Annotated in this window: 11 protein-coding genes; 10 read left to right on the plus strand and 1 reads right to left on the minus strand. The window is 55.6% G+C overall.

Features of this window, described 5'->3' with window-relative positions; translation table 11 throughout:
- Window positions 1-2 precede the first annotated feature (2 nt).
- From trpA to BLR97_RS12420, 10 genes are all read left to right on the plus strand, one after another.
- Window positions 3-806: a tryptophan synthase subunit alpha gene (gene trpA, locus BLR97_RS12375; RefSeq protein WP_089706842.1), complete on the plus strand. Its 804-nt coding sequence runs from the start codon at window positions 3-5 to the stop codon at window positions 804-806.
- A gap of 98 nt (window positions 807-904) precedes the next feature.
- Complete coding sequence (accD, locus tag BLR97_RS12380; RefSeq protein WP_089706843.1) at window positions 905-1,927, plus strand: acetyl-CoA carboxylase, carboxyltransferase subunit beta; 1,023 nt, start codon at window positions 905-907, stop codon at window positions 1,925-1,927.
- A complete protein-coding gene (gene folC, locus BLR97_RS12385) occupies window positions 1,920-3,191 on the plus strand; it encodes a bifunctional tetrahydrofolate synthase/dihydrofolate synthase (protein ID WP_089706844.1) in 1,272 nt (423 codons plus the stop codon). Before accD ends, folC begins: the two co-directional genes overlap by 8 nt.
- Window positions 3,192-3,212: 21 nt before the next feature.
- A complete protein-coding gene (locus BLR97_RS12390) occupies window positions 3,213-3,908 on the plus strand; it encodes an SPOR domain-containing protein (protein ID WP_089706845.1) in 696 nt (231 codons plus the stop codon).
- A gap of 2 nt (window positions 3,909-3,910) precedes the next feature.
- Window positions 3,911-4,459 carry a CvpA family protein gene (locus tag BLR97_RS12395; RefSeq protein ID WP_089706846.1) on the plus strand — a complete coding sequence of 183 codons (549 nt, stop codon included), beginning with the start codon at window positions 3,911-3,913 and terminating at the stop codon, window positions 4,457-4,459.
- Window positions 4,460-4,534: 75 nt separating this feature from the next.
- The gene (purF, locus tag BLR97_RS12400) at window positions 4,535-6,055 is read left to right on the plus strand and encodes an amidophosphoribosyltransferase (RefSeq protein WP_089706847.1); all 1,521 of its coding nucleotides are present in this window, start codon (window positions 4,535-4,537) and stop codon (window positions 6,053-6,055) included.
- A 12-nt stretch (window positions 6,056-6,067) separates the two neighbouring features.
- A complete protein-coding gene (locus tag BLR97_RS12405; RefSeq protein WP_089706848.1) occupies window positions 6,068-7,267 on the plus strand; it encodes an O-succinylhomoserine sulfhydrylase in 1,200 nt (399 codons plus the stop codon).
- Between the two features lie 190 nt (window positions 7,268-7,457).
- On the plus strand, window positions 7,458-8,003 hold the full coding sequence (locus BLR97_RS12410; RefSeq protein ID WP_089706849.1) for a cytochrome b: 546 nt from the start codon (window positions 7,458-7,460) through the stop codon (window positions 8,001-8,003).
- A gap of 84 nt (window positions 8,004-8,087) precedes the next feature.
- The gene (locus tag BLR97_RS12415; protein ID WP_089706850.1) at window positions 8,088-8,672 is read left to right on the plus strand and encodes a YceI family protein; all 585 of its coding nucleotides are present in this window, start codon (window positions 8,088-8,090) and stop codon (window positions 8,670-8,672) included.
- Between the two features lie 137 nt (window positions 8,673-8,809).
- Window positions 8,810-10,099 (plus strand): MATE family efflux transporter, encoded by a 1,290-nt coding sequence (locus BLR97_RS12420; protein ID WP_089706919.1) that lies wholly within the window; start codon window positions 8,810-8,812, stop codon window positions 10,097-10,099.
- Here BLR97_RS12420 and BLR97_RS12425 read toward each other — a convergent pair.
- A complete protein-coding gene (locus BLR97_RS12425; protein ID WP_089706851.1) occupies window positions 10,086-11,573 on the minus strand; it encodes a uracil permease in 1,488 nt (495 codons plus the stop codon). The two genes, BLR97_RS12420 and BLR97_RS12425, sit on opposite strands and share 14 nt — an antisense overlap.
- Between the last annotated feature and the right edge of the window lie 171 nt (window positions 11,574-11,744).

An 11,744-nucleotide genomic window follows, 5' to 3' on the forward strand; every position in this document is an offset into this window, starting at 1 on the left:
GCATGAACCGTATTGATCAGCGTTTCAGTGAATTAAAGCAGCAGGGCCGCAAAGCCCTGATCCCTTACATCACCGCTGGGGATCCAGCGCCCCAGTACACCGTAGGCTTTATGCACGCCTTGGTGGAAGCTGGTGCGGATATTATTGAGCTGGGCGTACCGTTTTCCGATCCCATGGCGGATGGCCCCGTTATCCAAAAAGCCTGCGAACGTGCGCTTAAACAAGGCACCCGGTTAGTCGATTTGCTCGACATGGTGGCCGAGTTTCGTCAAACCGATACCACCACGCCCGTGGTGCTCATGGGGTATCTCAACCCCATCGAGCGGATTGGCTACGAGACCTTTGCTGACAAAGCAGCAAGCGTGGGCGTTGATGGTGTTTTGACCGTGGACATGCCACCGGAAGAAGCGGACGTCTTTGGCCCGCTTTTGAAGGCGCGTGATCTGGCGGCCATTTTTCTGGTTGCGCCTACCACTTCCCATGCCCGGGCCGCTACAATATGCGCCCACGGTGAAGGGTACCTGTATTATGTATCGCTCAAAGGCGTGACCGGCGCGGCAACACTCAACGCTGATGATGTGGCAGAGCACTTGGCACCGCTACGCGGTATGACCGACTTACCGCTATGTGTGGGCTTCGGTATCCGCGACGGGGCGACAGCCGCAGAGGTCGCTAAGGTAGCCGATGGGGTTATCGTTGGCAGTGCCTTGGTCAACCGGATTGCTGAGAGCGCCGATGCGCCGGATACCATCGCCGACCAGTTAAAGCATGTGCTTGGCGACATGCGCAAGGCCATGGATGCTTAATGCGTCCTTTCATCGTCTACACTAAATGACATTAGTTTGACCCCATTCATCAAGCTTGGCACTGCCAAGCGTTGACGTACAACGGAAGTCTTTTTGATATGAGCTGGTTAGACAAGATCGTACCCTCCATGGGGCGTATCCAGCGTAAGGATCGTCGCGCTAGCGTTCCCGATGGTCTTTGGCGTAAATGCCCTAAGTGTGAAGCCGTCCTCTATCTTCCTGAGTTAGAGAAACTGCAAAGTGTGTGCCCTAAGTGCGATCACCACTTGCGCTTAACCGCCCGCAAACGCTTGGATTGGTTTTTGGACAAAACGGGACGCGAAGAGATTGCGGCTGAGATTGAGCCGGTCGATCGTCTCAAATTCCGTGACTCCAAAAAATACAAAGACCGTTTGGTCGCTGCACAAAAAGCCACGGGCGAGAAAGACGCGCTGGTGGCTATGCACGGCGAATTGAATGGTTTGCCAGTGGTAGCCGTAGCGTTTGAGTTTACCTACATGGGCGGCTCGATGGGCGCAGTGGTCGGCGAGAAATTTGTTCGTGCCGCTACCTTAGCGCTTGAGTCTCGCGTGCCGTTGATTTGCTTTGCTGCATCCGGTGGTGCTCGTATGCAGGAAGCGCTGTTCTCGCTGATGCAGATGGCCAAGACGTCGGCGGCCCTCGAAAAGCTCAAGCAAGAGGGCGTGCCCTACATATCGGTGCTAACCGATCCGGTGTTTGGGGGCGTTTCTGCCTCGCTGGCCATGCTGGGCGATCTGAATATTGCCGAGCCCAACGCGCTGATCGGCTTTGCCGGCCCCCGGGTTATTGAGCAGACCGTGCGCGAAACCTTGCCCGAAGGGTTTCAGCGCAGCGAGTTTTTGCTTGAGCACGGCACGGTGGACATGATTGTCCATCGCCACGATATGCGCGAGCGCGTGGGCGGTGTGCTACGTAAGCTATCCCACCAACCGGTGGCTGGTAGCGAGCCTGCTCCAGAGGAAGAGGCCGTTATTTTCGAACCGGTGGTCGATGAACCCCAGGTGGCCGAGCACGCTGAAGATCCCGAGTGGATCGAGGCGATCAACGGCACGAGCGAGGCAAATAAGCCCCAGCGTGACGACACCTCTCGCAATGCCTAAAACGCTGGCGCAGTGGCTGGAACATCTGGAAACGCTCCACCCGGTGGGGATCGAAATGGGGCTTGACCGGGTAAGTCAGGTGGCCAAGCGAATGGGGCTGGCGCAACGCCCCATTGCCAAACGGGTGATTAGCGTTGCTGGCACCAACGGCAAGGGCTCTACCCTGGCGATGATTGATGGTGTTGCTCGTGCCCACGGTCAGCGAGTGGGGACTTATACGTCCCCACACCTGCTGGATTATAACGAGCGTGTTCACCTAAACGGCGAGATGGCGAGTGATGACCAGTTGGTGGCCGGCTTCGAAGCCGTGGAGCACGCCAGGCTTGAGTCACCGACGATTAGCCTGACCTATTTTGAAGCGGGTACGCTGTGCGCACTGTGGTGTTTGGCTCAAAAACCGCTTGATTTGGCCGTGCTTGAAGTAGGGCTGGGTGGCCGCTTGGACGCGGTGAATATTGTCGATGCGGATGTGGCTATTGTCACCACGATTGCCCAAGACCATGCAGGCTTTTTAGGCACGGATATCGCCCAGATCGGGCGTGAAAAAGCCGGTATTTTTCGCCCAGGGCGACCTGCGGTATTAGGTAGTCTGGATCTGCCTGACAGCGTTTCAGCCGCCGCTGAGGCACTGTCATCACCGGTATATCAATTGGGTCATCACTTCCGTCATACGGCTAATCCATCTACTTATTGGCGATGGCAGGGCTATACACAAGACGGCGATGCGCTGTCACTTGACGACTTACCCGATTCAGGCTTGCCTATCGATAATGCGGCGACAGCGCTGCAGGCGTTGGCGCTTTCAGGCCTTGTGCTAGCCGCCGAGCCCACGCGGGATGCCTTGGCCAACGTGGTAGTGCCGGGGCGTATGCAGTGGCTCGGGCAATGGTGTCTCGATGTGGGGCATAATCCCCATGCCGCTGACTACGTCGCGCGGCATCTGCCTGAGGTTAGCCCTGGCGCTATTCAGTGGGGGCTGATTGGTATGCTGAATGACAAAGATGCCGATGGCGTGATCGCCGCGCTATCATCGCGGATAAGTCACTGGGTGTGCGTGAGCCTGGGTGGTGAGCGAGGTCGTGCTGCCGACGAACTGGCCCAACGCATTGCAGCTCACGGCGGACGCGTGCATCATTGCGCGGCAACGCCCAGCGCAGGGGCGGACTGGTTGGCTTCCCGCCTCGGTCCAGATGATCGTGTACTGGCAACAGGCTCTTTTTTTACGGTGGCGGCGTTGTTGGCGCAGCCGCTTCCACAGGCGTAGCCTCGCTTGATGGAGAGGGATATGAAATACGGTAAAACGGAACGCATCAGCGGTATCGTCATTTTGCTCGCGCTGCTCGCCATCATCGTGCCGTGGTTAATGAGTGACCCAGCGCCGCGTGAAGAACGCCCGCAACCGAATTTTGTGATTGAGCAACCGGTCGAAGTCGAACGTCGCGAGGTAGAGGCGCCACAGCGCCCTGAGTCGATTGGCGATCCTTCCGAGCAGATAGATCCCAGTATCGCCTCCCAAGCAATTGATGAGCCGCTTGAGGTGGAGCCGTCAAGCCCCGATACCGATCAGTTGGCGGCTAATGACGACCGCGGTGACACTCAGGCTGCGTCTAACGACGCGGCTTCTGAAACAGCCGAAAGCGAGCAGAGCGACCCGATCGCGGAACTGATCGCCTCCAGCCAGTCAGCGGACAGTGCACCGGAGGAACAACGTAGTGCCCAGCCTACATCGTCTGGCCCTCAAGCCGATCCCGCCGGTGAGTGGGCGGTACAGGTAGGCAGCTTTGGCAACCCTGATAATGCTCGTCGATTGAGTGAACAGTTAACCAACCAAGGATTTAGCGTTTATCAGCGCGAACGCGATAATCAAATGACGACCGTTTATGTGGGGCCTTTCGCGAGCTCGGAAGAGGGCGAAACGGCAATGAGTGACGTTAAGCAGCAGGCCAATGTGCAAGGCCTATTAGTGCGAGTACGTAACTAACGATGGCATTGACCTGGATAGACGCCGCCTTTTTAGCCGTATTGGCCTTGTCGATGTTGGCGGGGTTTGTACGCGGCTTTGTGCGTGAAGCGCTGGGGCTGGCGGCCTGGGTGGTGGCGTTGATGGTGGCCAGGGTATTGGCCGAGCCGGTTGCTGAGCTGATGAGCGGTTTCATTGAGAGCTTTGACGCGCGGCTGGTGTTGGCTTTTGTGCTCGTCATTTTTGCGGTGATTTTGCTTTGCGGCATTGTTATTCGTCTGGTTCATGCGGCGGTAGAATGGGTGGGCATGGGCTTGCTCAACCGGATGGCGGGGGCTGCCTTTGGCATAGCGCGTGGGGCGGTGATTTTGCTGGTTGTCACGGTATTGATTACGCTGACGCCGCTTGCTGATCTCCAGGCATGGCAGCAATCTACGCTGCGCCCCACCTTTATTGAGCTGCGCAACTACGCTATTAACCAGTTAGACCAGTGGGGCGGCGAACTGCCCGAGGCGCCGTCTTCGCTAAATGACATCACGCTGCCGGATTTACGTCAGGGGCGTGATATCTAATACTTATCGAGAATTTTTTTAGTCATGTAACGGCTTATTGATCTTCGTAAGCCAGTACTTAGCGAGGTAACGGGAATGTGCGGTATCGTGGGCCTTCTGGCCAAGCAAGCGGTAAATCAGGGCATTTACGATGCTCTGACCGTTCTTCAGCATCGCGGCCAGGACGCTGCTGGGATGATGACTTGGAGCGAAGGACGCTTTTTACTGCGCAAGAGTAACGGCTTGGTGCGCGATGTTTTTCATACGCGGCACATGGCGCGTCTCAAAGGTAACTTGGGCATTGGCCATGTTCGTTACCCTACCGCTGGTTCCTCCAGCGAAGCTGAGTCGCAACCTTTTTATGTCAACTCTCCCTACGGCATCGCGCTGGCACATAATGGCAACCTGACCAATTCAGAACAGCTCAAGCAGGAGCTGTTTTCGACGGATTTACGCCATATCAACACCAGCTCGGATTCTGAAGTGCTGCTCAATGTATTTGCCCACGAATTGGGCAAGCAGGGCCTGCACCTGGAATCCGAAGACATTTTTGACGCCGTGCGTAGAGTTCACCGGCGCTGTAAGGGCGGCTATGCCGCCGTGGCCATCATCAATGGCTTCGGCATGGTGGCATTCCGTGATCCCCATGGGATTCGCCCGGTGGTGTTTGGCACGCGCGAAGAAGACAGCGGCCAGTCGGTCATGATCGCGTCTGAGTCGGTCGCCTTGGATGTGGGTGGCTTTGAGCTGGCGCGGGATTTGTCCCCCGGTGAAGCCATCTTTGTCGACATGCAAGGTAACATTCATACTCAGGTCTGCGCGGATCGTCCCGAGTTGCATTCGTGCATTTTCGAGCATGTTTACCTGGCGCGACCGGACTCGATTCTTGACGGCGCTTACGTTTACGGTACGCGTATGCAAATGGGGCGCAAGCTTGGCGATCGCGTCTTGAACGAATGGCCTGACCACGACATCGACGTGGTTATTCCAATCCCCGATACGTCACGCACCTCGGCGTTGGAAATGGCACAGCATTTGGGCGTTACCTATCGTGAAGGTTTTATGAAGAACCGCTATATCGGGCGTACCTTCATTATGCCGGGGCAGACGCAGCGCAAAAAATCGGTTCGCCAAAAGCTCAACGCCATCGATATTGAGTTTAAAGATAAAAACGTACTGCTGGTGGACGACTCGATTGTGCGCGGCACGACCTGCAAGCAGATCATTCAGATGGCCCGTGATGCTGGGGCTCGCAATGTCTACTTTGCTTCCGCGGCACCGCCGGTGCGCTATCCCAACGTGTACGGTATTGATATGCCGGCGGCGTCGGAACTCATCGCACATGGGCGCAGCGAAGAAGAAGTGGGTCATTTGATTGGCGCTGACCGGATTTTCTACCAGGATCTAGAAGACCTTAAAAATGCCTGTCGCGAAGTAAATCCTGAGATGGAAAACTTTGACTGTTCGGTGTTTGACGGTAATTACATCACCGGTGACATTGACGACGCCTACTTGGCGGTACTGGAAGCGAGCCGTAACGACTTGGCTAAAGACCAGAGCGCGGGCGACCATGCGTTAGTTGACATGCATAATCAGGATGATGACCTGGATGATTAGAGGAGAAGTCTTATGCATGATGACAATTATTCGGATGAGTGGTCATTAGAGACACTGGCGATCCGCGCGGGCCACGAGCGTACCTTTGAGCAGGAACATTCGGAACCTATTTTTCCTACGTCCAGCTTTGTGTATGGCAGTGCTGCCGAGGCGGCACGTAAGTTTGGTGGGAAAGAGTCTGGCAACGTTTATTCCCGCTTTACCAACCCGACCGTGCATACCTTTGAACGCCGTTTAGCCGCGTTGGAAGGTGGTGAACGCTGTGTGGCGACCAGTTCGGGGATGTCGGCTATTTTGGCGACGGTGCTGGCACTGTTGTCGGCGGGGGATGAGATTGTTGCCTCGCGGTCACTGTTTGGTTCGACGGTGAGCCTGTTTGATAAATACTTTGGCAAGTTCGGTATTACTACGCGCTATGTAGAGCTTTCTGATTTAGACGCCTGGGAAGCGGCGATTACCCCGAAAACGCGCTTGTTGTTCGCTGAAACGCCGTCTAACCCGCTATCCGAAGTAGCCGATATCAAAGCGCTGTCGGCGCTAGCCAAACGCAATGACGCGTGGCTGGCGATTGATAACTGTTTTTTAACGCCTGCGCTCCAACAGCCTATCGCGTTAGGCGCCGACTTGGTTATCCATTCCGCGACCAAGTACTTAGACGGTCAGGGGCGTGCCGTGGGCGGTGCGGTGGTCGGTAAACATGATGTGTTGGAAGAGGTGTTTGGCGTCGTGCGCACTTGTGGGCCCTGTATGAGCCCATTCAACGCGTGGATTTTTACGAAAGGACTCGAAACCCTTTCGCTTCGCATGAAAGCCCACTGCGAGCAAGCGCTCACGCTTGCTCAATGGCTTGATGCTCACCCTGCGGTCAGCAAAGTGTATTACAGCGGTTTGGTCGATCACCCGCAGCACGGCCTTGCCAAGCAGCAACAAGACGGCTTTGGCGCGGTGCTAGGGTTCGAGGTCATCTTCGGCCAAGAGGGTGCTTGGCAAGTAATTGACGCCACCCGTATGTTATCGATTACCGGTAATCTTGGCGATGTCAAAACGACGATTACCCATCCGGCGACCACCACCCATGGCCGTTTGAGCGACGCGCAAAGAGCGGCTGCTGGTATTACGCCTGGACTTGTTCGCGTTGCGGTAGGGCTAGAAAGCCAGCGGGATATTCAAACCGATCTTGCCCGAGGATTAGACGCCTTGCTAAAGGGTTAGAAGCGGATATCGTCTTATCAAAACCGGTCTAATAGGCCGGTTTTTTTATACGGTTGTGCCGCTTCCAGGCATTGTCCAACGTTTTTTACGAATGATGTGTTCTGCTTTTTTCAGCGGTTTACCAGTGATTTTGACGCTATCATCCTTCTGTTAACACGCCCAAAGAGGGCGTCTCATTAAGGAAAGCACTATGTGGCGTAACACGCGAGTGGGCTGGGGCGTTATCAGTATTGCCCTTCATTGGCTTAGCGCGATCACAATTATTGGATTATTCGCCCTGGGCTGGTGGATGACCGGGCTGGGCTATTATGATCCTTGGTACAATCTGGGGCCCTGGGTGCACCGCTCGATTGGCATTTTGTTGCTATTGGCAACGCTTGCCAGAATTATGTGGCGTTTGGTTCAACCGACGCCTTACGCTCAAGGCAGCCGCTTTGAAATTTTACTAGCCCATTTAGGTCATATCACGCTGTATCTTTTGTTATTAACGGTGTTGTGTACCGGCTATCTGATTTCGACGGCAGACGGCAGCGGCATCAGCGTTTTTGACTGGTTTGTCGTGCCGGCGTTAGTTCATGATTTGCCTCAGCAGGAACTGATTGCCGGCGATTTGCACTGGTACAGCGCATGGGGATTGATTCTGCTAGCGCTCGGCCATGCATTGGCGGCTTTCAAGCACCACTTTCGTGACGGGCATGACACCTTGGTGCGCATGCTGAAAACCGCATCGCGTTAATGTAAGACGGTCTTCCCACAAGGGATGGCTTTTAAAGGGCACCCCTCAAGACGGTGCGTATCGATCGAGAAAGGAGTTGCACTTATGTTGAAGAAAACCGTACTGACAACCGCCATCGCAGCGTCTGCATTGGTCGCTGTGGGTCAAGCCCAAGCGGCTGACTACACCATCGATACCGAAGGGCAGCACGCCTTCGTGCAGTTCAAAATTAGCCATTTGGGCTACTCATACATTCTGGGCAGTTTTGAAGAGTTTTCAGGCGATTTCAGCTACGACCCTGACGATCTAGCGGCATCATCGGTGGAAATGGAAGTGCAGGTGGATAGCTTGAACACCAATCATGCCGAGCGTGATCGCCACTTCTTAAGCAGTGATTTCCTCAATGCGGATGAATACCCCACCGCGACATTTACCTCGACAGGCTTCGAATCCACCGGCGATAATGAAGGCGTGGTGACCGGGGATCTTACCCTACACGGCCAAACCCAGGAAATTGACATGCCCGTGACACTGATGGGCGAAGGGGATGACCCTTGGGGCGGATACCGTGCTGGTTTTGAGGGCAGCACCATGATTACGCTGAGCGATTTTGATATCGATATGAGCGATTTCCCCGAAGCAATGCACGAGCTAGAGCTTTATGTAACCTTCGAAGGCATTCGCCAGTAAGACAGCGCTGAAAAGCGCCACCATTCCATTCGGGGTGGTGGCGTTTTTTGCGTTTATTCAATAGGAGACAGGCGTTGGTTGTCAGCTCGCAGCAAACGGCAGGATTAGGCAAAACCCTATGGCAGCAAACCTGGCCCATGGCCATTGGCGTGCTCTCGTTACTTGGCTTTCAACTGGTTGATAGTGCCTTTATCGCACGGTTGGGAACGGTGCCGTTGGCCGCCCAGTCGTTTACCTTCCCGCTATCGTTTCTCATCATTGGTATTCAAGTGGGGATGGGAATTGCCATTGCGGCGTTGATTTCCCGCGCCCTGGGCGCAGGCGAGCAGGCGCGGGCAAAACGCTTGAGTAGCCTAGTGTTGATGGCGGGCGGCGGGGTCATTGCCTGTCTATGCATCGCCCTTTGGGCATTTCAAATACCGATATTTAGTTTGCTAGGCGCCGAAAATAACACCTTTAGTTATTTACGACGCTATTGGCCGCCCCAGCTGTTAGCGGCTTGGCTGGGGGCGCTGCTGTACTTTATGTATAGCGTTTTTCGCGCTTACGGCGACACACGACTGCCGGGCAAAATGATGGTGATTACCAGCCTGATTAATCTCGCGTTAGACCCTTTGCTGATTTTTGGCGTGGGGCCGTGGTCGGGTTGGGGGCTGCCCGGCGCCGCCTGGGCCACGGCGATTGCTTTTAGTACAGGCCTATTGGTTACCGGCGGGCGCCTATGGGGTCGTGGTTGGGCCGCGCGGGAAGGCTTGTGGCAGGAAGGTCAGCAGTCATGGCGGCCCTTTATGGGCATTGCCGCGCCTGCCATGGTGAGCCAATTGATGCCGCCGCTGGCTGCAATGCTGGCCATTTCGGTTGTCGCGGGTATAGGGGAAAGCCAGGTGGCCGCCTGGGGGCTGGCGAGCCGGCTGGAGACACTCTCGTTAATGGTGATTTTAGCCATGACGATGTCGTTGCCGCCCTGGTTAGGGCGTTGCTACGGGGCCGGTGATTGGGATCAAATTCACCGACTCCTGCGGTTGGCGTTGGGCGTTGCGGTCGTGTGGCAGTTAACGCTAGGCATACTTCTTGCGCTAGGCGCACCGTGGGTTGGCATGGCGCTGGCCGGCAACCCCGAGGTGCAAGGCGAGCTGGTAATGCTGATTCGCTTTTTATTGCCTAGTTACGCCGCGCTGGGCGTTTGCATGCTGATTGTCTCGGCAGGTAATGCCCTGGGTTGGCCGCTGCGCGCGATGCTGCTGTCGGCTGCGCGCTTATTCGTGTGCTATTTACCCTGCCTATGGATTGGCAAGCATTTGGCCGGGTGGTGGGGGCTGGCCGCCGGAGCGGCCGTGGGTAATTTGTTTGCCGGTTTGGTGGCTTGGCTACTGCTCCGGCGTATTTTGTCTCGCCCGCATCGGCAGGCGGGAGTTACGGCAGATTAGCGTTGGGTTTTTCCTGATAAGCGAAGTAGCTAAAGAGTAGCGCCATAGCCAAGTAACCCATGACAAAATTGGGTGCGGCATTGATTGCCAGTTCGGCGGCGTGCATTAAACCGACAAACGAGAATGCCGCCGCAATGAGCGCAAAGATCGCCGCGCGGCGGAACTGATGATCAATCACCGAAACCGTCATTGCTCCCAAGAAAATTGCCATGAACATCGCGCCCTGACCGGCGGCCACAATCGCCGTGGAAATATCGCTGACGATTTCTTCGGCTCCGCGATTAAAGCGCGTCATCACATAGTTGGCAAAGTAGGGCAGCATCGCCAGCGCCACGGCGGGATAGTGACGGCTGTCGTTAGCCTGAAACGCCGTGGCAATCATTGAAATGCCCACAAAGACCAGGATTGGGGCGACCACGGAGACGGGAATAATCGCTGAAATCATGGCGATAAGCCCAAACATGGTGGCGATAGCGTAGACGGCCCCGTTTAATAGGCTATAGCCTCGCCCAGCGCCCATCCATTTTGCCCCCACGGTGGCAATATACACTGTGGTAGGAAAAACGCCGCCAAATAACGCGCCAATCATCGTGCCCACGCCATCGACCGCTTGGCATTCGCGCACGTCGTACTTGTCGCCTGCGGCCTCCATTGCCTCGACGTTATTCATGGTTTCTATGGCGTTATATAAGGTGATTGGCAAGACCACGGTGAGAATGGCGAGCATTCCTGTCGCGAGTAGCCCTAGTCCTTCCCACCAGGCTAGGTTGGGCAGCAGCGGATAAAAGCCAAGATGGGTGAATGCATCGCTAAAGCGCTCACCGCCCGCGTCGCCAATTAAATAAGCCATCGCCGTGCCCACGATGATAGCAAACAGAGAGGTGGGAATTTTTAGCGGCATGCTGACCCGGGCAATCAAGCCGACCATAATGATGGCCAGCACCAGCAAGCCAATTACCGGCATTTCCAACGTTTTGAACAGCATTTCGCCGGCAATGAAGGTAAGTGCCACCCCGGCGACCGCGCCTAGCATGGCGGCGCGGGGAAGGTGATACTGCACCCAACGACCAACCAGGCTGATGGCCGCCTCAATGCCACCGCTGATAAAACAGGCGGCCACTGCGACTTTCCAGGCGAGCTCCACATCACCCGTCAGTTCCTTGGCTGGCAGTAAAACGCCGAACAAAAACACAAACATAACCGGCGTTGAAATGCCGTAGGACAAGGCGGTGACGTCCGAACGTTGCTCTTTGCGGGCCAGCCGCGAGGCGCTCCAAGCGTAATAAAAGTTGCCGACCATTACCGCCACGGCTGCACCGGGAAGCACTTGGCCGTAAACGATCGAGGCAGGAAACCCCATGCTCAGCATGCTAATGGCAATAATCACAAAATTCGCAATGTTGTTCTGGAACAGGGCGAAAAATGCGTCAGTATCTTCTTTTTTGTACCAGGGATAGTAATGTGGCGTCGCCATGAGAGCCTCTGAGTTATGGGAGTTGTCGTAAGGCAAAGAAGAGTGTGCCGTTGCTTTGACTAATCGGTCAACTCTTGCCTTGCGGAGTACGCCGCTAGGCGTCCCGCGCTGGCGACGAAGCGGGATTTTACACAACCGGATCTATATGCCCAAGACACAAAAATGCCCAGG

The organism is Vreelandella arcis (genome assembly GCF_900103865.1).
In the GTDB taxonomy this organism is placed as follows: Bacteria; Pseudomonadota; Gammaproteobacteria; order Pseudomonadales; family Halomonadaceae; genus Vreelandella; species Vreelandella arcis.

Excerpts from the sequence above, each read along its gene's own strand:
- accD (WP_089706843.1), top strand. The coding sequence starts at position 905 with ATGAGCTGGTTAGACAAGATCGTACCCTCCATGGGGCGTATCCAGCGT.
- BLR97_RS12395 (WP_089706846.1), top strand. The coding sequence starts at position 3,911 with ATGGCATTGACCTGGATAGACGCCGCCTTTTTAGCCGTATTGGCCTTG.
- BLR97_RS12390 (WP_089706845.1), top strand. The coding sequence starts at position 3,213 with ATGAAATACGGTAAAACGGAACGCATCAGCGGTATCGTCATTTTGCTC.
- BLR97_RS12410 (WP_089706849.1), top strand. The coding sequence starts at position 7,458 with ATGTGGCGTAACACGCGAGTGGGCTGGGGCGTTATCAGTATTGCCCTT.
- BLR97_RS12415 (WP_089706850.1), top strand. The coding sequence starts at position 8,088 with ATGTTGAAGAAAACCGTACTGACAACCGCCATCGCAGCGTCTGCATTG.
- trpA (WP_089706842.1), top strand. The coding sequence starts at position 3 with ATGAACCGTATTGATCAGCGTTTCAGTGAATTAAAGCAGCAGGGCCGC.
- folC (WP_089706844.1), top strand. The coding sequence starts at position 1,920 with ATGCCTAAAACGCTGGCGCAGTGGCTGGAACATCTGGAAACGCTCCAC.
- BLR97_RS12405 (WP_089706848.1), top strand. The coding sequence starts at position 6,068 with ATGCATGATGACAATTATTCGGATGAGTGGTCATTAGAGACACTGGCG.
- purF (WP_089706847.1), top strand. The coding sequence starts at position 4,535 with ATGTGCGGTATCGTGGGCCTTCTGGCCAAGCAAGCGGTAAATCAGGGC.
- BLR97_RS12425 (WP_089706851.1), bottom strand. The coding sequence starts at position 11,573 with ATGGCGACGCCACATTACTATCCCTGGTACAAAAAAGAAGATACTGAC.
- BLR97_RS12420 (WP_089706919.1), top strand. The coding sequence starts at position 8,810 with ATGGCCATTGGCGTGCTCTCGTTACTTGGCTTTCAACTGGTTGATAGT.